The organism is Proteus alimentorum (genome assembly GCF_002607735.1).
Lineage (GTDB): Bacteria > Pseudomonadota > Gammaproteobacteria > Enterobacterales > Enterobacteriaceae > Proteus > Proteus alimentorum.
The window spans coordinates 545,696-566,570 of the sequence record NZ_NBVR01000031.1; the positions used below are offsets into that span (position 1 = coordinate 545,696).

Sequence of the window (20,875 nt, forward strand, 5' to 3'; positions counted from 1 at the left end):
AAAACGGCATCAAAATAATATTGATGCCGTTTTTTATTATTTATACTTTAATATAATCATACGTTATATTAAAAACGCACTTCCCCTGCAAATAGGTAACTTCTACCGCGGGCAGTTTCCCTATATGTATCTGAATCTTGCATCAATGGTGCTGAATTACTTCTATCAAGTGCATTAGAATAGTTTTTATTCATTAAATTATGCACCGCAAACTTTAAAGAAATATTTTTGTTAATGTGATAATTACTATAAACGTCAATGATCGTTGGGGTTTTTTCTTGCTCTTCCATTGGTACATTGCCCGTATCAGAATCTATCCCACTTGGTGCTGTTTTACGTGACTTTCCTGTCATTTGAATAACAGTGCCTAATTCTAACGACCGATCATCAAAGAAACGAACCCCCGTATCAATGGTGGCATAATATTGTGGTAATTCAGAAGCAGGTGTTTGACCAAATACTGTCGTTGCAATCGAACTGGGTTGTGATGTTCTTTGATTACTATAAGAAAGATTGGTATAAAATACGCCAGCATCATAATTAGCTTGTAATTCATAGCCACGTAAAGTGACCGGATTTATACTATTAGAATAAAGATTAATATTGCCGTCATATTCTATATTGCCGTAATCTTCTAATGTTAATTTACCATCATCTTTACAACGGATCCCACCTTTACATACCAAATAAGAATCACTGGAAATATAGTTTTTGATTTTGGTGTGATACCACAATCCTTTAAATCGTAAGCTGTCGCCTTCAATAATTAAATCAGGGCGGTAGCTATTAAATCCAAGTTGAAATGTGTCAGCCTTTTCACTTTTTAAAAATGGATTCATTGAAGCACCACCTTCATTCGCAAAGAAGATTTCTTGTGAAGTCGGCGCTCTCATCGTTTGTGCATAGCTTACAAATGGCTGAAATTCTGGAATAATTTCTGCTGCGATTAACATGCCCGGATCCCAATTTCTATCATGACGATCCAGATAAAACTCACCCTCAGGGAAACATGCTGCCTTAGGATCACAGGCAGGTTTACGTCCCTTTATATTGTAATCAACATAATTTAAATTAAGATCAAGCGTATAAATATCATACTCAAATTTCATCTGAGAGAAGAAACTGGTTAAGTTGTTTTTTCCTTGAGGCGCAAAAACATTATATTCAACCATATTGTGAGCTTGCTCAGGATCCGTTGAAGGCGCAATCACTTGGCGCTTATACTCTGAAAACATCAATTTTGAACCTAATGTAAAGGCCATATCTAATTCACCATAATTAAAGCGACTGGTATTTTTAGCCATTAATGAATCAGAGATATTTTCTGCATTTGCATTACGCAAGCTCATTAAAGAATCACCTTCAAATTTTTGTGATGCTTGGCTGTGACTTAAGCGAATTTCACTATCAAAAAGATCATTTAATGGTGTATAGCGATATTTTGCATAATAATCTTTGGCATCAATTTTACGTCTATTAAAGTTATTATTATAGAATCGACCACTTAATTCTAATTCATGAGAATCATTAGGCTTAATATTAATTTTCGCTAATTCTGAATGTGGTTTTTGATTAAAATGTTTATTAGTCGCAAACTCTTCACTATTAAATCCGGCACCATTCTTATAAGACGATTCTATTTTGTGTCCACTTAACGCAAACATTGCACCAACTGAACCATTATCATTAAATAATGAACGTTGCCCCGCAAAAGCAACCATACCGTTATAACCTAAGCCATTCGTACCACCAGCTGCTTTACTTCTTACTCCCCATGAGTTTCCTTTAAATAACACATCTTCTACACCAATAGTTTTAAAATTCGCACTGCCTGCCAAAGCATTAATGCTATTTTCACCATCTTGTTGACCTCGAGAAATATCCACTTGAACAATAAAATTTGGGTCGAGCATGCTATTAAATTGGTTATATGGCTGGCCACCATGGCTAATTTGACTAGGAGATGTGCTATAGGTCGTTTGTGTGACACCATCCACCATCATATTCACTCGACCAAAACCACTAAGCCCTCGAATATTAACACTAACACCCGGTTGGCTCACATCCATTTGAGTATATGTTCCCGGCGTTGAACGTAATGCTTGTTCTACAGATTCAAGATTGTTAATTTCACCAATAGAGCTATAAGCACCAGGTTTTCCCAGTGCTTTTTGTTCTGGCGTTTCTTTTTGTGCTGATGAAACTTTTAAGCTACTAAATTGAACCGCTTTATCTGTTTCAGATGCGATGACAAGATGATTAACACCCGAAAATAAAATAAGAGTGCTAAGTATTTTCCTTGTAAATTTCATAATAAACCTATTCTTTATTTTTATTTAAATAGGCTCACGTTGCTTTATATAAAGTCATTAAACTAAAAAATATTATTATTGTTTTATTCGTTTTCAATAATAACCTGTCTCTCTTAAAGAGAGACAGGTTAATTTATTAAACTGACTTACTATTACCGATTATTCTATTTTATATTTTGAGCTTTAAAATAGACTTCAGGCTGTTCTAACATCAGAATAAAAGCATATTCTTTTGCTGTATCACGTAAGCGATTAAAACGTCCTGATTTACCACCATGACCAGCACTCATATTAGTATCAAGTAATAGTAGGTTATTATCTGTTTTTAATTCACGTAATTTAGCAACCCATTTTGCAGGCTCCCAATATTGCACTTGTGAATCATGTAATCCTGTTGTGACTAATAAATGAGGGTATGCCTTAGCAACCACATTATCGTATGGGCTATACGATTTTAAACGGAAATAAACGTCTTTATCCGCAGGATTTCCCCACTCTTCATATTCCCCTGTTGTTAAAGGAATTGAAGCATCGAGCATGGTTGTCACAACATCCACAAATGGGACTTGAGATACAACACCACGGTATAATTCAGGCGCCATATTCACAACCGCACCCATGAGTAATCCACCCGCACTGCCACCCATAGCATAAACATGTTTAGGTGCTCCGTAACCTTTGGCAATGAGATATTTAGTGGCATCAATAAAGTCTGTAAAAGTATTAACTTTATGTTCCATTTTACCTTGGTTATACCAGCGTTTACCTAATTCACCACCACCACGCACATGCACAATGGCATACACAAAACCTCTGTCTAATAAGCTTAAACGCGGTGAACTAAACGAAGGATCAATGCTACTACCGTAAGAGCCATAGCCATAAATTAAGATAGGATTTTCACCTTTCTTAAATAAGTCTTTGCGATAAACCAATGATACGGGAACGTCAACACCGTCTTGTGCTTTTACCCAAATACGTTCACTTTCATACAAATCACGTTCAAAACCTTTTACCTCTTGCTGTTTAAGCAGTTGCTTTTGATGTGTTTGCATATTCCATTGATAAGTTGAAGAAGGCGTTGTCATGGAAGTATAACCAAAGCGAAGCTCTTCGCTGTCTGCTTGAGGGTTAAAACCTAGCCATGCCATATAAACAGGATCGTCAAAGGTCACATTCGTCGATTGACCTGTTTTCCAATCAATCTGACGTAATGACACTAGACCTTGCTTTCTTTCTTCCACAATTAACCAGCGATTAAAGAGATCAAAACCTTCTAAATCGACCTCTTTTTGTGGTGCAATGACGGTTTCCCAAGGCTTATCGATTGATGCTGTTTTATAAAGGCCAAACAATTCACTCTCATGATTCGAACGAATATAGAATTCACCATTAAAATGGTCGATATCATATTCACGCCCTTCTTGACGCGCAGAGAATATCACCATCGGTTTTTCTGGCGCATTTGCGTCAATTAAACGAGATTCTGATGTTGTTGAGCTTTCAATAGAGACAAGAATGTAATCTTCAGATTTGCTTTTACCCATCCATGTATAAAAGCGATCGTCGTTTTCTTCGAAGATTTTGACATCTTGTTTACGATCAGTGCCATATTGGTGGCGATAGATTTGATAGGGCAATAGTGTTTGCGGATCTTTATCAACATAAAATAGTGTTTTGCTATCATTTGCCCACACAAGATTTGCTGAGATGTTGGTTAACACATTCTCTTTCCATGCGTTATCCGATAAATCTTTATAGGCGACATTATAGTTTCTGCGCCCTTCTTTATCTTCTGCAATAGCAATACGTTTGTTATCTGGGCTGATTGTCAGATCACCTAATTGATAGAATTCGTGCCCTTTAGCACGTTCGTTTCCATCAACGAGAACTTCCCATTCACCTTCGCTATTTACTGGTTTACGCTGATAAATAGGAAAATCTTTACCTTCTTGGTAAATAGTACGATAAGTATAGCCATTATAAATGTAAGGTACTGACTCATCGTTTTGAGCCATACGGCTTACCATTTCATTGAAGAGTGTTTCTTCAAGGGCTTTACCTTCTTTCATTACTGATTCGGTATAAGCATTTTCAGCATTCAGATAATCAAGCACGTTAGGATCTTTGCGTGAATCATCTCGTAGCCAATAATAATTGTCGGTGCGCGTGTCTCCGTGATCTGTCATCACATGAGGCACTTTATTCGCTTTTGGTGGCATCACTAGGGAGTCCTTCTGATTTTGAGCCAATACAGGTGTTGCTGAAATTAACAATGCCATGATCGCACTCGTTAATTTCAACGTCATCCGTTTTTTTGTTGCGATTAGCATAACGTTTTATTTCCTTTTAACCTGTCGTTAGAACGTTAGTTTAGAAAACTCAATTGGCATTTCAACCATTATTTTACCTTTCGACAATAACTCTATCGGCGGTATAGGTAAGGGTTCAGCACGTTTGAGTACTCTTTGTGCTTCTCTGTCTAAAGAGCGCACGCCACTACTGAGAATCAATTCACTCGATATGACATAACCTTGTTCATCAACAATAAAGCGCACTTTAGAAACGCCCGTTCTACCTTTGCTTTTTGCTTCTTCAGGATAGGCTTTATAGCGATTAAGGTGCCCTTTTGTTTTAGCTTGCCATAATGCAAGCGCACTTTCTGAACTATCTGAATCGCTATCATAATTTGCACTAACATCATTAGATTGCTGTTTCGCCGCAGAGCGACTACTTGAAGGTGCTGATTGGCTAGACACATTTTCACTAATAGTAGGCGCGGGCTTTACAGGCGCAGTTACAGGTATCACTTTAGCTGTTTGCTCTACATTGACTCTTTTTTTAGGCTTTTCTAGCAAGATATCTGCATTTTCATTCACAATCAGATCAGGCTGTTTTTCAGCAATATCTTGCTCTACCTTTTTTTGACTTGCCACTGCCAGTTGTTGATCGACGCCTACAACCTGTTTTTCATCGCTGATTGCTTGTACGTTTTCACTTAAGCTCATCATTACAGCTAATTCGGGCTCTTGTATAAATACCGTATTCTCTTTATTCAAATAAAAATAAGCCATGACAAAAATAGCATGTACACCGATAGCCAAAATAAATGCTTTAGAACTACAAAGCTGAAATTTTGGCATTTGATCCATACAAGAGGAAATAAGCATATTCGTGTTATCGATAAATTAAGGTAATGCGACAGGTGTTATCCAAAGATAATCGGCATGAACTGAGGTAACATCACTGCCTTCTTCTGCCATTATCACGACTGTTACGTTTTCATTCGGCGCTAAATCAGCAACGTGTAAAGGTACACCCATTACTTTTGTTGCATGAAAAGAACCGGCAATTAAAAGTGCAGGTGCCGGAGCATCTAATAAACTTTTAGCCATTGCTCGATCACGCAATTGCTGAATAACGGTCATTTTTTCTGCTTGTGTTTTATCAAGCTCACCGCCATGAGAAAGCTCGATGGTTTTTTGAATAAGTTGGCGAACAGATGGATCAGTTGAATGCATACCATCAATAATAGGAGGATTTTTATACGCACTAGATATTTCACTACGATCAATATTTGCAGCGAGTAAAGGATAATCAGCACTTAGTCCCGCTTTAACAATATTGCCATACCATTTCCAAGGCCAACCTGAATTCCATTTTAATGCAGCCATTAATCGCTCATCTCGTAGGTATTCAGAGCCTGAATAACGTTTCTTTGTGTTATCAACTAATGATTGCTGGTTTGGTGTTAACATCTCAAGTAAAACCGCGCCTTGAGGGCGTTTTTTAGGCAGTTCTGTCATTAACCAATATTCAATATCATGATGATATTGATTATCATGCTTCTCTCCAATAATCACTCGTGATTGGCTTGCTAATTGCGTTAACAGTGTCTCTGCCGTGATAGATTGCCCTGTCTGAGTATCAATAATATTTGCAGAAGTAATCATTAGTGAAGGCGTGATAGGCGCTGTTTTTTGTTCTATTGAACTACACGCTGAAACAGTGATTAATGAAGTTAATAGCAGGATCCTTTTTGATATTGAGAAAAACATAATTACCTTATTAGTTACTTTTACTTATCAATTTAGGCGCCCAGAATAATATTAATGTTAATCATTATCAATATCATTCTGATATTAATTTGCATTTGATATCCTTAGGCTTATTAAAAATGCATAAAAAAGCGCCTTATAGAAAGGCGCTTTAGATAATTGATTGACCAGTAAACTATTAACTTTGAGATTGTGCCTGAGCTTCAACTACAGCCAATGCCACCATATTCACGATACGACGTACTGACGCGATAGGCGTCAAAATATGGGCCGGTTTAGCAACACCCATTAATACTGGCCCTACAGTGACACCATCTGAACTAGTTACACGTAATAAGTTATAACTAATGCGCGCGGCTTCCATTGTCGGCATCACCAGTAAGTTTGCAGAGCCTTTTAATGGGCTATCAGGCATAATGTCACGGCGAATAGATTCCACTAATGCTGCATCTGCATGCATTTCACCATCAATTTCTAATTCAGGTGCACGCTGTTTGATTATCTCTAATGCTTTTCTGAGTTTGATTGAAGATGGGCTATCAAATGAGCCGAAGCTTGAACGAGAAACCAGTGCTGCTTTTGGCTCAATACCAAAGCGACGGATAGTATCAGCAGCCATAATCGTAATATCTGCGAGTTGTTCTGCGGTCGGATCTTCATTGACGTAAGTGTCTGTAATAAAGGTGTTACCACTTGGCAATAACAGTGCATTCATTGCCCCTGCGGTTTCCATTCCTTCACGTAAGCCAAACACATTTTTATAGATTTCAAAATGTTCAGAATAGCTACCCACAGTACCACAAATCAAACCATCTGCTTCACCTCTGCGAACCATAATGGCACCAATAAGTGTTGGATTACCGATCATTGCACGGCGAGCTTGCTCTTGTGATACACCACGACGTTTCATGATTTGGTGATATTCTTGCCAATACTCTTTGAAACGTGGATCGTTTTCATTATTCACCACTTCAAAGTCTTTACCGGCTTTAATATGTAAACCCATTTTCTGAATACGCATTTCAATCACACTAGGGCGACCGATTAAGATAGGTGTGGCTAACCCTAATGTGACTAATTCTTGTGTTGCATGCAGTACGCGGTTTTCTTCCCCTTCTGCTAACACAATACGTTTTTTCTCTTTTTTCGCTTGAGAGAAAATAGGTTTCATAAATAAGTTCGTTTTATAAACAAACTCATTAAGGTGTTCGATATAAGCAGAAAAATCTTCGATTGGACGTGTTGCAACACCGGAATCCATCGCCGCTTTTGCAACTGCTGGCGCAATTTTCACAATTAAACGTGGATCAAACGGTTTTGGAATAATGTATTCAGGGCCAAAAGAGAGCTCCTGATCACCATAAGCAGAAGCAACTTCTTCGTTTTGTTCAGCGAGTGCTAATTCTGCAATAGCATGAACACAAGCAAGTTTCATCTCTTCATTAATGGCTGTCGCACCAACGTCTAATGCGCCACGGAAGATGAATGGGAAACACAATACGTTATTAACCTGATTTGGGTAGTCAGAACGTCCTGTACAGATAATCGCATCTGAACGAACGGCTTTCGCTAATGGTGGTAAAATTTCAGGTTCTGGATTTGCAAGCGCGAGAATAAGTGGATCGCGTGCCATTTTTTTGACCATTTCTTGCGTTAATACGCCAGGCCCAGAACAACCTAAGAAAATATCAGCATTATTAATAACATCATCTAATGTACGAGTACCATTATCTTCAATCGCATAAGCAGCTTTGGTTTCTGCCATATTAGCTTCACGGCCGCGATAAATAACCCCTTTAGAGTCACATACAGTAATGTTTTCGCGTGTTAGCCCTAAAGCAACTAATAAGTTCATGCAAGCAATAGACGCGGCACCCGCGCCTGATACCACTAATTTTACTTTGCTAATCTCTTTTTTAATAATGCGTAACCCATTGAGAATAGCGGCTGTAGAGATAATCGCTGTACCATGCTGATCATCATGGAATACAGGAATATTCATTTTCTCACGCAGTTTTTTCTCAATATAGAAACACTCTGGGGCTTTAATATCTTCGAGGTTAATACCACCAAATGTTGGCTCTAATGATGCGATAATATCAACGAGTTTGTCAGGATCTGTTTCATTGACTTCAATGTCAAAAACATCAACGCCAGAAAACTTCTTAAACAAAACGCCTTTACCTTCCATCACAGGCTTACCTGCTAAGGCACCGATATTTCCCAGTCCAAGTACCGCAGTACCATTTGAGATCACTGCTACAAGATTACCTTTAGCTGTGTAGCGATAAGCAGCCAGAGGATCTGCGGCAATTTCTAAACAAGGAGCAGCGACGCCCGGGGAGTAAGCTAATGCTAAATCACGTTGGGTGATGAGTGGTTTTGTCGGAGTTACTGTGATTTTGCCTGGTACGGGAAATTCATGAAAATCTAGAGCGCTTTGTTTTAATTTGTCTTCCATCTTCATATCCTTTGTATCAATAGGGTAAGGGCTTCGTTAGTATAATGGTAATGGAGCGTTAAATCATGACGACTCCGACACTTTTTTCAAATTAGTAAACAAGATTTATTATAAACAATTAATACCTAGTTATAGGTATATTATTAACGCTATTTAATTTCATCAGTGTAATAAACTCGAACAGAAAAAAGACAATATTTGTTTATTATTTACCAGATATTAAATTAACATTTAAAATAATTAAAATTTTTATATAGTTTAAAAAAACAATAACTATTTTCACTTGTTGATTAGTTTTAATATAGTCTCTCTCCCACACAACTCATTGTAACTATAAAGATTTTATAGAATTAGATTTTTTGTTAGTCTTTTTGGTTATTTTCTTTTTTACCCGTAACAATAATTGGTGTAATATTGCCAACCGTCAATTTTATTTTCTTATTATTTTAATAAGATGTCTGATTCTAATTTTTATTCCTCATTTGGAATTTACTTTTTTATTTTCTGCTATTGGAAAGATTACGCACATTATTATTTTTTTTTAGGGAGAGGGGTTATGCCTAGCTACTCAATTATGATAGTGGATGATCACCCTATCATGAGATATGGATTACGGCTATTGTTAGAAAAAGACAAGGATTTTGTCGTAGTAAGCGAAAGTGGCAATGCTCAAGAGGCTGTAACCGCTGCAAAACAGTTAAATCCAGATTTAATTATGATGGATTTAAATCTACAAGGCCGTTCAGGTATTGATATTATTCGAACACTTCGTCGCTCTGGTTTAACATCTTATGTTCTTGTTTTATCCGTTTCTGATTCACGTAATGATGTTTATGCTGCGTTGGATGCAGGCGCAAACGGTTATCTTTTAAAAGAGTGTGAGTTAGACATGCTATTACTTAGCCTACGCAAAGCGGCTGTTGGACATCCAGTCTATAGTGAGCGAGTGTGGCAATATATTCAGCTTAGGCAAAACTATTCTGATCCACTTTCAGCGTTGACTAAAAGAGAGTTGGATGTTCTTCATGAAGTGTCTGTTGGAATGAAAAATAAGCAAATTGCTGAGAATTTATTTATTTCTGAAGAAACAGTGAAAGTTCATATTCGTAATATTTTAAAGAAACTGCAAGTCACTTCCCGTTTAGCTGCCAGTCTTATTCTTATTAAGCATCAGTACTAAACGTTTTACCCCGACACTAGGTCGGGGTAATAAGATATATCGCTTTAATATTCCATTTAAGTCTATATCAAGTCATTTATTACTCAATAGGTACTGGATAACTCAAGACTTTAAAATGGTTATCGGGTAATTTTTCGATATTTAGCTGATACAGCTCTCGATTTATTCCATTAATCACAATATCGAGTTCGCTAAAGGCGGATTGTATTTCTTCATTGGTTGCCCATGAAGGAATGCCTCTCACACCATAATAGAAATAGATTTTACTTTTACCTGAGTCTATTGGCTGGATTTCTTTTATCTGACTAATGAAAAGGTGACCATAGCAGAAGTCTTGATAAGGTTGCCAAGCTTTACGCCCTTTTTCACTAAGATTAAACACCCACTCTTCTCCATTTGCGGTTTGTTCAATCAATCCAGCTTCGACTAATGCATGCATTCTTTCTAATACCCATGGTGCATCATCTTCATTGCTGTACACAGGCCATTTCCCTTCGCCCAAACACAATAAATAATCACTGTTAAAAAAGGCCTCTAAGGCTATTTTATACTCATCAACTTTTCGGCTGTCTTTTTCTTCGTCAGCCCAGCTAAAAGAAGAGAGTAAAAGCAATATAAGACTCAGTGAAATACTTTTCATATTTTCTTTTACCAACGGAAATCTTTATTCGTATTTGTATTACTCTACGCTACACAATTCGTTACACTAACGTGACAGTTTAATATCCGATATATTTTATAATGTAAATAGGATTTTTCACTACAACAAAAGCTGTTATTTTGGAATTGTATAACACTCATTCTCATCAATACTAATATTACGTATTGTCATATAAGGAAAATATCATGTCCACGACAAACCTGACATATACCATGTACGGCATAAAAAATTGCGATACCATCAAAAAAGCACGTAAATGGTTAGATGATAATCATATTCCTTACGCGTTTCATGATTACCGCAAAGAGGGTTTGACGGAAGCATTATTACGCACCTTTACAGAAAATTTAGATTGGCAGACACTTGTGAATAAAAGAGGAACAACTTGGCGTCAATTATCAGATGAAGAAAAAAACGCAATCACCAATGTTGCCTCGGCAATTTCACTGATGTTAGATAAACCATCCATCATTAAACGCCCTATTCTTGTGTCATCAGACAACCGCTTTATTGTTGGTTTTGATGTCAATCATTATTCGACTTTTACAGGAGCCTAATTTTTATGTCCTGTCCTGTTATTGAGCTTGCACAACAACTGATTTCTCGTCCATCAATCAGCCCTGATGATCAAGGTTGTCAGCAATTGATTATCGATAGGCTAGCCCCCCTTGGTTTTACTATTGAAAGAATGCCTTTTGGTGAAACTGAAAATCTCTGGGCTTGCCGTGGTGGCGAAGGGGAAACGCTGGCTTTTGCAGGCCATACTGATGTTGTACCAACAGGTGATCCTAATTTGTGGGATAACCCACCTTTTGAACCATCTATTCGTGATGGTATGTTATATGGGCGTGGCGCGGCAGATATGAAAGGCTCGCTTGCTGCCATGATTGTCGCGGCTGAGCGTTTTGTTCGCGCTTATCCTGATCACCGTGGGCGACTTGCTTTTTTAATTACATCAGATGAAGAAGCTAAAGCTGCAGATGGTACGGTTAAAGTCGTACAATCTTTAATGTCGCGTGGCGAACGCCTTGATTATTGCCTTGTTGGTGAACCGTCAAGCCAACATCATTTAGGTGATATGGTAAAAAATGGTCGTCGTGGCTCAATAACAGCAAATTTAATTATTCAAGGTGTACAAGGCCATGTTGCTTATCCTCACCTTGCAGAAAATCCGATTCATCTTGCTTCTCCTTTTATCCAAGAGCTTGTTAATACTGTTTGGGATGAAGGTAACGAGTTTTTCCCAGCGACCACAATGCAAATTGCCAATATTCATGCCGGTACGGGCAGTAATAATGTGATCCCCGGGGAGCTGTTTATTCAATTTAATTTCCGCTTTAGTACTGCCATTACAGATGAAGAAATTCGCCAACGTACAGAAGCGTTATTACAAAAGCACCAACTTCGTTATCAGTTGGAATGGTCTTTATCTGGTCAGCCTTTTATTACTGGACAAGGAAAATTACTTGAAGCTGTCCGTTACTCCATTAAACATTACACCAATTTAGAGCCAGAACTCTCCACCAGTGGGGGTACTTCTGATGGTCGATTTATTGCTCAAATGGGAGCGCAAGTTGTCGAATTAGGTCCTGTTAACGCAACAATTCATAAAGTTAATGAGTGCGTTAATGCAGCGGATTTACAACAGCTTAGCCGAATTTATCAGCGGGTTATGGAGCAACTTATTTTATGATAACGCCTTTAATGCTAACTGGCCGTTCTACCGATCATTTAGTCACTTTATCCGGTCAGCATCGCTTACAATTTAATGCCACTAAGGCTTTCTTAGCATTACAACAACAAGCTACGAAAGCTGGCTTTAAATTAATGCCTGCCAGCTCTTTTCGTGATTTTAATCGCCAATTAGCAATATGGAATGGAAAATTTGAAGGTACTCGCCCTGTTTTAGATGCGCAAAGCCAGCCACTAGATATTCATGCATTATCAGAAAGTGAACGCTGTGTCGCGATTTTGAAATGGTCAGCATTGCCCGGAGCCAGTCGGCACCATTGGGGAACTGAGATTGATATTTACGATCCTTTTCGTTTACCTGAAGGCCAATCATTACAATTAGAACCTTGGGAATACGAAGATGGTGGCTATTTCGCAGAGCTTAATGAATGGTTAACAGAGAATATGTCAGCATATGATTTTTATCGCCCTTTTACTCATAAAGAGAGCGATATTGCTTACGAGCCATGGCATATCAGTTATTGGCCTCTTTCTCATGAAGCCTCTCTTGCTTATACACCTGATATTCTAAAATCAGTGTTAGAAGAAGAGAATATTTATGGTAACCAGTGGCTATTAGCTCACCTTGACGAGATATTTGCACGTTACATTGTTTTGCCCGAGTAAATTTTGCTTGAATAACATTATTTTTCGTATGGGGCTTCTTGTTGATCGTTAACAGGAAGTCTCCACATAAATATCAACAAACATGCTAAGATTATCAGCAATAATATTCTGACCCAAAGCATAGACACTAACCACAGTGAAATCGCAAAGGTAATTAAGATCACTAAGATAGCTTTAGGTTTAGCCCCTTTAGGCATCGCGCGATAAGTTTGCCAATATCGTAAATAAGAACCGAACCAGGAGCGATAAAGTAACCAATAATGGAAACGCTTTGACGAACGCGAAAAACACCATGCAGCAAGTAATAAGAAAGGTGTAGTAGGTAACACAGGCAAAATAACACCTAATGTAGCTAATCCAACACATAACCAACCTGCTATAATCAATAATATCCGTTTCATGCTGTGCTTTTCCAACCTATGCTTTATTGCGTTATTTTATAGAGTAAATAAAAAAGATCCTCATTCTCAACAACAATTTTAAAATATAAGGCTTATTTATGCACTGGCTTGCTGACTATTGGTGGGTAATTTTAATTCTTTTAGTAGGAATTATTATTAACGCTATTAAAGATATGAACAAAATCGATCCCAAGCAATTTCTTAAAAATAAGCGAAAGTTGCCTCCACATCGTGATTTTAATGATAAATGGGATGATGAAGATGATTGGCCTAAACAAAATCAAGACAAGAAGGATGAGAATAAGTAGCTAACCACTGTTGATAACGCGATGTTAATTGAGCATCTTTTTCAGCCATTAATTGTGCGCATTGCTCTCTTAATTGCTTAGTTAAGACTTTTTTTCCTGATAAAGAAAACTCAGCCACACACTGTTCAACAGACTTATTGTCCACAAAAAAAGCCATTAATAACGGATAGTGTTGCTCATAACCGACCAAGAAGTTAGCAACACTCTCATAAACAGTAAGTGCTGGACGATGAGCAAATGCAAATCCCGCCATCATTAACCAACTGTCTTGTGGTGTAGCGGTATGATTTGGTATTAAATTATCCGCCAAGCAAAGCTTAGTTTGCTGTTTTATCTGCGGATATTGCAAAGCAAAAGCACGCAAAGACGAGTGCAATAACTGTTCGCCTTTTTCTGTTAGTGGATAAATCGCCATCGCAGCGTAACATCCACTGCTTGCCTCTTTATGTACCCCTAAACGTACTATTTGAAAGCCACATTGTATCCAAAACTGTGCTAACGCTTCGGTATAACCAAAACTGACTGAAATATAATCAATAGCCTGTTTTTGACTCACTTTGACAATATTAGCAATTAACGTTGCGGCAATTTTTTGGCGTCGATATTGAGGTAATACCGCAATGCGGCTAATACGTAATGAGTTCAAACACATTGCATCAGGTGTTAAACCATAAGTGACTAATGATTGAGCAACCAGATTACCTCTAGGCCTACGAGTACCTAGCCAGACATCGTGAGCAAGTTCGAAAGACAATCCTCCTTCTTCGATACACCACACCGCACCCACAATTTTTTTATTGATTGACGCTGACCAATAACGCTGTTTTTGTCCATCCAGTAAACGACGTAGATCAAGTGGCGTTGTTCGATAATGCGCACTAGTAAGCAACTGATAAAAATCATGTAGTTGTGAAATGTTATTATGCCAATTTCCTGAAAGCTGGTGGATATCCACCTCACCTTGGTGCTGATAATCAGGATCGTACTCAAACTCATCAAGCAATAACAACTGATTAAGCCAATTTTCTAATGGACAATCTTTCGCCCAACGAATCGGTGTTTGTAATTGATAGGTAAGCAAATTAGGAATGTTATCTCCTAATTTCAGCATAAAACCTCGACCTGTGCCTTCATAGCCTTGTACTGTCGTTGTCATTAATACATTAGAAAAACAACCACATAGCGCTTCTAATTGTGCAATAGGCAGAGAAGCCGCCTCATCAATAATCAGCCAATCACTTTGAATTTTGTTATTTATACATAGCGCTAATAAATTATCAGGAGAGTAAAATGAAATCGCTTTATTGGTATGTGAAGATAAAACATCTGTACTGTTTTTAGCCGGTGCACATACCAGTACATTCCCTTGATATTGCTCGATAAACATTCCCGCCAAAGCTGATTTACCTCGGCCTCTTGGTGCAATAACACTCCAAACACCAGATGTCGATAAGAGCAAATTATTTAAAATGACTTGCTGTTCTGCCGTTGGTTTACCTTGTGGAAGCGCCCAAGATTTCGCTTTTTCAATTAATGTGGGTAATTGAAATGGTGTTGATTGCTGCCAGACAATGACTTGCTCATTACTCAAAGTGATATTTTTTAGCCATGCCATAAAATTTGGTGTTGAAAGTACCCCCTGAGCATCATTCCAACGCTGACTATCACTATCCATATAACTGTCCCAACTTTCAATATCAGGTAGGCACAAAATCAATATACTTCCTGCTTTTAATGTGCCCGTTAACATGGCTAAAGCATCAGTATTAAATCCTTTATTGGCATCAAAAACAGCATGTAGAAACTCACGCCCTAATAGGCGAATAGCGTGTTCAGGCAAAATAGCATGGGGTTGATGAGAAGAAATCGTGATCCAATCACCTTGGCATAATTGAGTAATTTGCTGGATCTGCGTCGTTTGCCATGTCAGATCGCCCGCTAATAGCAGTAACTGACGTTGCCCTAATTGGGTTAATTTTTGCTGATATTGAGATAAATGAGAAAATGGCACAGCTAGGATTTACCGATTAACAATGAAAGAATACCGGCCGCAATTAATGGACCAACAGGTACTCCTCGGAAAAGTGCGACACCAATGACGGTTCCCACTAATAAGCCAGCAACCGTTGAAGGCTGGTTATTCATTAAAGAAACGCCTCGGGCGCCTAACCAAGAAACCGCAATACCTATTGCAATTGCTAGCAGTGATTTCCAGTTTAAAAATGAGTTAAGAACTTCTTGCCCTGAAATACGCCCTGTAGCAATGGGTGTCATTACCCCAATGGTCAGAATTAAGATCCCGATGGTCATGCCATATTTTTCAACAACAGGAAAATATTGATTTAGCGGTGTGATTTTAATCACTAGCAAAGCAAGCATTGCTAACGTTACAGTCATATTATGACTAATAATGCCAAGTCCGGCGAGAACCAGCAAAATTAATAGTGAGGGATCAACGTTACTCATGTTTGTTTTTAAGCCTTTCTCTTTATAGCGTTAATTATTTTTTATTTACCGACGAATGGTATTAGTTCAAAGATGAAGAAGCAAATGTATCGCAAGATTTGATACTGCCACTGTTATAGCCTCTCATAAACCAAGTCTTACGTTGTTCTGCGGTGCCGTGTGTGAAACTATCTGGTACAACATAACCTTGCTGTTGTTGCTGTAACTTATCATCACCAATCGCTTGCGCCGTTTTAATCGCAGTTAATAAATCGCTTTCATCAATACGACCTTCGCCTGCAATAAAATGTCCCCACATTCCAGCAAAGCAGTCCGCTTGCAGTTCTAGTTTTACGGATAAACGATTTGCTTCGGCCTTTGACCGTGCCATCTGTTGTTTTTCACGCATCTGAGTAGTGATACCAAGTAAATGCTGAACATGATGCCCCACTTCATGTGAAATCACATAACCTTGAGCAAATTCACCACCGCCCCCTAGGCTATGCTTCATTTCATTATAAAAAGAGAGATCGAGATAAATCTTTCTATCCGCAGGGCAATAAAAAGGCCCCATTATTTTCGTACCAGTACCGCATTGCGTTGTAGTGCTATTGGTATATAAAACGAGTTTAGGATAACTATATTGTTTGCCTGCTTGTGCAAAAATAGTTTGCCAAAAATCTTCTGTACTGGCTAAAACGACGCTACTGAAATCTGCAGCTTCATTATAAAGAGCACTTTGTTGTTCGTTACGTTGTGGTGCTTGATTTGTCTCACCGGTTAATGAGTTAAAGTCGAATCCCATGAAACTGGCTATTATTAAAACAATAATAACCACAAACCCGTATTTAGTGCGTAACAAAAGTGCAATTAATCCTAATGGGAGATTACCACCGCCTGATGCGGAGGAAGATTGCCCTCTTCTATCTTCAACATTGTCACTTCTTCGGCGATCATTCCAACGCATAACTTATCCCCACTGTTTAAATAGACGACTTTAGCTTTATTATGAATAAATTTATCACTTGATTTGAGATAATAACAAAAAATTGTCATCTCTATTCTCTATTTTTTAAGAGCAAGATAATAGAGACTATCAGAGTAAAAGAGCCTTGTTGTCATAGTAAAAAATAAGCATCATAAGGAGTTACAACTGCTTTTTTAATGATTTCATTATAGAATTCTTGTTTCTTGCCTTTGTGCTTTTTCGTCACTAATAAATAGATAATTTAATGACTCGAACTCAACGTTTACTCACTTTATTGCAGATTTTAAAAGAGAATCGCTATCCAATCACGGCAGAAGTACTGGCAGATAAATTACAAATTAGTGTCAGATCTATTTATCGTGATATTGAATCTTTACGCAATCAAGGCGCTGAAATCACAGGTGAAGCAGGCATAGGTTATCAGTTAAAATCAGGTTTACTCCTGCCACCATTAACCTTTGATATTAATGAACTTGAAGCGCTTATTTTGGGTTTACGTTGGGTAGAAAGTAATACAGATAAAGAGTTAAGCCACTCCGCATTACGAGCAATTAATAAAATCAATGCCGTGGTAACAACTCAACATCAAACATTGCTTGAACAAAATACATTGTTTGTTCCCACGAACCAAATTATTGAAGTTGATCATACTATAGCTAAAGATATGCGTTTTAGTTTACGCGAAGAAAAGAAAGCCAAAATAGATTATAAAGATGCTCAAAAACAATTAAGTACTCGGATTATTTGGCCTATTGCTGTGGGTTATTTTCAAGATTCTCAAGTTATTGCCGCATGGTGTGAATTACGCCAAAGCTATCGCCACTTTAGGCTCGATAGAATTATCTCTTATCAAGTATTAAGTGATAATTTGCCTTACCCTAAAAGCTATTTACTCTCACGCTGGAAAAAAGAGATCTTGAAAGAGACTCCTGACAAAAATTGACACGCAGTTTTCGTAATATCTTCCTTGCTGTTTGCTGTTCTTTTTTAGTGATATCAGCTTAAACAACATCATATTAATCAACACAGTAAGGAAACATTATGAGTGAACTTATTCTTTATACTAATACTATGTCTCGTGGTAACACAGTTGAGCTTTTCTTAAAAATGTTAGATGTGTCTTATCAGCGTGTTGAATTAGAATATGGCGAACCAATGCGTGCCCCTGAATATCTTGCTATTAATCCGATGGCAAAAGTACCTGCATTAGTTGATGGCGAAATCGTCGTTACAGAGACAGCGGCAATCTGTGCTTATTTAGCAGATAAGTTTATTGAAAAAGGGTTTGCTCCTGCCCTAAACTCACCAGAGCGTGGAGCTTATTATCGTTGGTTCTTTTTTACTGCTGGCCCTATTGAATCTGCATTTACGGTGAAAGAACTGGGTATTGAACTAAATGAAGAACAGCAAAAATCATCTGGTTTTGGTTCTTTTGATCGAACATTTCATTGCTTAGAAACGGGCTTGGTCAGCGCCAAGCCTTATCTTTGTGGTAAAAATCTGACAGCCGTTGATGTTTATGTCGGTTACTTCCTTATATTCCTATGTAAATATGCACTTATTGAACCGACACCATTAATTAATCAGTATCTTGATAGCCTTGCGCTTAATAATGAGATTAAACAATTATTAGAAAGCTTAGGATTACGATAATTTTTCTTATTATTAAACGTAATTCAATCAAGCTATCTGCATAACTGCTTAATTATGTTCATTTAATATATTCCATTTTAAACACATTATTTAAGACAAAAGGTCAGCTTTTAAGCTGACCTTTTCTAATTACATCTTGTTTAACTCGACGTAATCGTTTGCGTATTTAGTCTAAAGAAACACCGATTCGACGTGCAACTTCTTCGTATGCTTCAATTAATCCGCCTAAACTTTGACGGAAACGGTCTTTATCCATTTTATCTAACGTATTTTTGTCCCATAGACGGCTACCATCAGGAGAAAATTCATCACCTAATACAACTTTGCCATGAAATAGACCAAACTCAAGTTTAAAATCGACTAAAATAAGTCCTGCTTTATCAAAGAGTTCGCTAAGGACATCGTTTGCTTTATAGCTCAAACGTTTCATTTCTGCGAGGTTTTCTTTAGACACCCAATCAAAGGTTTCACAGTAAGATTCATTGACCATAGGATCATGACGAGCATCATCTTTTAAGAATAAATCAAAGATTGGTGGATTTAAAAGTGTACCTTCTTCGATACCTAAACGTTTGACTAATGATCCTGCTGCACGATTACGAATAACGCATTCGACAGGTACCATATCGAGTTTTTTTACTAGCACTTCATTATCAGAAAGCAAACGTTCCATCTGCGTTGGGATACCCGCTTCTTCCAGTTTATTCATAATGAAATGGTTAAATTTGTTATTTACCATTCCTTTACGATCAAACTGTTCAATACGTTGGCCATCTAACGCTGATGTATCATTTCTGAATTCAAGGATAAGAAAATCAGAAGATTCAGTGGTATAGACCGTTTTGGCTTTTCCACGATACAACTCAGCTTTTTTCTGCATCTGACACACTCCAAAGATGTGATAGGTTTAACAAGAAATTTGCTTCCCATACTCTACTCTAGATTAGATAAAAAAGCTTTTAAAACGTGAGAACTATCACTAAAAAATCTCGTCTACAACGCACTACTCACAACGTTTTTTTGTTGAAAACCACACTATGATTAGAAATCATATTTCAATTAATTCTATTGAATAATGATACTAACAACCAAGGTTATAATCACCCATAAAATAATCGTTTGATAAAGTAAGAATATACAAAATACAAAAAGTGAGAATAGGAGTAACTATAGATTATATCACTACATTATTTTTGTTTTCAGATAATATTATTAGTAAGCATTAGTTCTGTTTCACATTACATTTGTTTTGAATAATTAAGAATAAAAAAACAGATTAATTTTTTTATTGAAAATTAATCTGTTTTCAATATTAGCATCAACAAGTTTTAATTATTTATGTTTAAAGAACTCACGTTATCTCTTAATAACATAATATTTTAATTAAATAATAAAACAGTAGATCTCATAAGCAAACCAGCCTAATAAAGCACCAGCAGGTAAATCAATTAAGTAATGTTGTTTTGTAAACATGCAAGATAATGCAATAAATAATGGAAATAAGAAAACCCATGGTCCTAAAGTTGCATAAGCAAGGCATGCGGTGAGTGTTGCAACAGAAACGTGCATACTAGGGAAACAGTTTGAGGAGTCATCAAAATACTGAACAAACTTAAGAAATTTCTCTGACGCTGTTTTTCCAGGGTTTAAGGTTCGCCAATGTGCTGGCGTTGCAACTGGGAACACAACAAAGAAAAACATTTGCATGACTAACAAAACAATATAACTAAAAACAATCATAATAAATTGTCTTGAGTCTTGAATGATCCAGTTGAGATATAAAATTGCAGGATAATATAAAAAGCTATAGATCCATGACCACCATGGCCAGAAAGGAATTTTTTCATCAATTGGTGAATTAATAATTTTCACTTCTCTCAATGTATATCGTTGAGTAAAAAAATAAAATTGATAAACACCAACAATAAGTATCCCACTTAATATCAAGTGAATAATCATATCACCTGCACTCATAAATACTCCTTCATATAGTCAGAGAATGCTTTGTTATTTTTATTTAAGAATAAGAATTGACGCAATATTGCATAAA

General features: G+C 37.2%; 19 protein-coding genes. 7 read left to right on the forward strand and 12 right to left on the reverse strand.

Translation table 11 applies throughout. From position 1 onward, the window contains the following. Positions 1–68: 68 nt before the first annotated feature. The 5 genes from B6258_RS13085 to maeB all read right to left on the reverse strand — a co-directional run bounded on the left by B6258_RS13085 (position 69) and on the right by maeB (position 8,831). Positions 69–2,312 (reverse strand): TonB-dependent receptor, encoded by a 2,244-nt coding sequence (locus B6258_RS13085; protein WP_099075610.1) that lies wholly within the window; start codon positions 2,310–2,312, stop codon positions 69–71. Between the two features lie 164 nt (positions 2,313–2,476). After that, positions 2,477–4,645 carry a S9 family peptidase gene (locus B6258_RS13090; protein WP_099075611.1) on the reverse strand — a complete coding sequence of 723 codons (2,169 nt, stop codon included), beginning with the start codon at positions 4,643–4,645 and terminating at the stop codon, positions 2,477–2,479. A gap of 27 nt (positions 4,646–4,672) precedes the next feature. After that, on the reverse strand, positions 4,673–5,455 hold the full coding sequence (locus B6258_RS13095) for an energy transducer TonB family protein (RefSeq protein ID WP_240531582.1): 783 nt from the start codon (positions 5,453–5,455) through the stop codon (positions 4,673–4,675). A 45-nt stretch (positions 5,456–5,500) separates the two neighbouring features. Beyond that, positions 5,501–6,370: a ChaN family lipoprotein gene (locus B6258_RS13100; RefSeq protein ID WP_099075613.1), complete on the reverse strand. Its 870-nt coding sequence runs from the start codon at positions 6,368–6,370 to the stop codon at positions 5,501–5,503. A gap of 178 nt (positions 6,371–6,548) precedes the next feature. Beyond that, positions 6,549–8,831, reverse strand: a complete 2,283-nt coding sequence (gene maeB / locus B6258_RS13105) for an NADP-dependent oxaloacetate-decarboxylating malate dehydrogenase (protein ID WP_099075614.1) — start codon at positions 8,829–8,831, stop codon at positions 6,549–6,551. 556 nt (positions 8,832–9,387) lie between these two features. Here maeB and B6258_RS13110 point away from each other — a divergent pair. After that, positions 9,388–10,011: a response regulator gene (locus tag B6258_RS13110; RefSeq protein ID WP_099075615.1), complete on the forward strand. Its 624-nt coding sequence runs from the start codon at positions 9,388–9,390 to the stop codon at positions 10,009–10,011. A gap of 79 nt (positions 10,012–10,090) precedes the next feature. On the opposite strand, the gene B6258_RS13115 is transcribed toward B6258_RS13110, so the two are convergent. Continuing rightward, complete coding sequence (locus B6258_RS13115; protein WP_099075616.1) at positions 10,091–10,651, reverse strand: hypothetical protein; 561 nt, start codon at positions 10,649–10,651, stop codon at positions 10,091–10,093. 206 nt (positions 10,652–10,857) lie between these two features. Here B6258_RS13115 and B6258_RS13120 point away from each other — a divergent pair, with 206 nt between their 5' ends. The 3 genes from B6258_RS13120 to B6258_RS13130 are packed head-to-tail and all read left to right on the forward strand — an operon-like array spanning position 10,858 to position 13,030. Then, a complete protein-coding gene (locus B6258_RS13120; RefSeq protein ID WP_099075617.1) occupies positions 10,858–11,229 on the forward strand; it encodes an ArsC family reductase in 372 nt (123 codons plus the stop codon). 5 nt (positions 11,230–11,234) lie between these two features. Further along, positions 11,235–12,365: a succinyl-diaminopimelate desuccinylase gene (gene dapE, locus B6258_RS13125; protein ID WP_099075618.1), complete on the forward strand. Its 1,131-nt coding sequence runs from the start codon at positions 11,235–11,237 to the stop codon at positions 12,363–12,365. Further along, a complete protein-coding gene (locus B6258_RS13130) occupies positions 12,362–13,030 on the forward strand; it encodes a M15 family metallopeptidase (protein WP_099075619.1) in 669 nt (222 codons plus the stop codon). The genes dapE and B6258_RS13130 overlap by 4 nt, the downstream gene beginning before the upstream one ends. A 17-nt stretch (positions 13,031–13,047) precedes the next feature. Here B6258_RS13130 and B6258_RS13135 read toward each other — a convergent pair whose 3' ends face one another. Further along, the gene (locus B6258_RS13135; protein WP_099075620.1) at positions 13,048–13,431 is read right to left on the reverse strand and encodes a DUF454 family protein; all 384 of its coding nucleotides are present in this window, start codon (positions 13,429–13,431) and stop codon (positions 13,048–13,050) included. Positions 13,432–13,529: 98 nt separating this feature from the next. Here B6258_RS13135 and B6258_RS13140 point away from each other — a divergent pair, with 98 nt between their 5' ends. After that, positions 13,530–13,739, forward strand: a complete 210-nt coding sequence (locus B6258_RS13140) for a YpfN family protein (protein WP_099075621.1) — start codon at positions 13,530–13,532, stop codon at positions 13,737–13,739. On the opposite strand, the gene B6258_RS13145 is transcribed toward B6258_RS13140, so the two are convergent. The 3 genes from B6258_RS13145 to ypfJ form a co-directional block, all read right to left on the reverse strand. Continuing rightward, on the reverse strand, positions 13,702–15,750 hold the full coding sequence (locus B6258_RS13145) for a tRNA(Met) cytidine acetyltransferase TmcA (RefSeq protein ID WP_099075622.1): 2,049 nt from the start codon (positions 15,748–15,750) through the stop codon (positions 13,702–13,704). The genes B6258_RS13140 and B6258_RS13145 overlap by 38 nt on opposite strands. Positions 15,751–15,752: 2 nt before the next feature. After that, positions 15,753–16,205 (reverse strand): DUF441 domain-containing protein, encoded by a 453-nt coding sequence (locus B6258_RS13150; RefSeq protein ID WP_006533030.1) that lies wholly within the window; start codon positions 16,203–16,205, stop codon positions 15,753–15,755. A gap of 61 nt (positions 16,206–16,266) precedes the next feature. Beyond that, positions 16,267–17,151 carry a KPN_02809 family neutral zinc metallopeptidase gene (gene ypfJ, locus B6258_RS13155; RefSeq protein WP_099075623.1) on the reverse strand — a complete coding sequence of 295 codons (885 nt, stop codon included), beginning with the start codon at positions 17,149–17,151 and terminating at the stop codon, positions 16,267–16,269. A gap of 265 nt (positions 17,152–17,416) precedes the next feature. Between ypfJ and B6258_RS13160 the strand changes: the two genes are divergently transcribed. Together B6258_RS13160 and B6258_RS13165 are read left to right on the forward strand one after the other, a co-directional pair. Beyond that, entirely contained in the window at positions 17,417–18,115 is a 699-nt protein-coding gene (locus B6258_RS13160; RefSeq protein ID WP_099075624.1) for a helix-turn-helix transcriptional regulator, read from the forward strand. A 98-nt stretch (positions 18,116–18,213) separates the two neighbouring features. Continuing rightward, positions 18,214–18,825, forward strand: a complete 612-nt coding sequence (locus B6258_RS13165; protein WP_099075625.1) for a glutathione S-transferase family protein — start codon at positions 18,214–18,216, stop codon at positions 18,823–18,825. 166 nt (positions 18,826–18,991) lie between these two features. On the opposite strand, the gene purC is transcribed toward B6258_RS13165, so the two are convergent. Further along, positions 18,992–19,705: a phosphoribosylaminoimidazolesuccinocarboxamide synthase gene (purC, locus tag B6258_RS13170; protein ID WP_099075626.1), complete on the reverse strand. Its 714-nt coding sequence runs from the start codon at positions 19,703–19,705 to the stop codon at positions 18,992–18,994. Between the two features lie 503 nt (positions 19,706–20,208). Further along, positions 20,209–20,799 carry a phosphatase PAP2 family protein gene (locus B6258_RS13175; protein ID WP_023581905.1) on the reverse strand — a complete coding sequence of 197 codons (591 nt, stop codon included), beginning with the start codon at positions 20,797–20,799 and terminating at the stop codon, positions 20,209–20,211. Positions 20,800–20,875 lie beyond the last annotated feature (76 nt).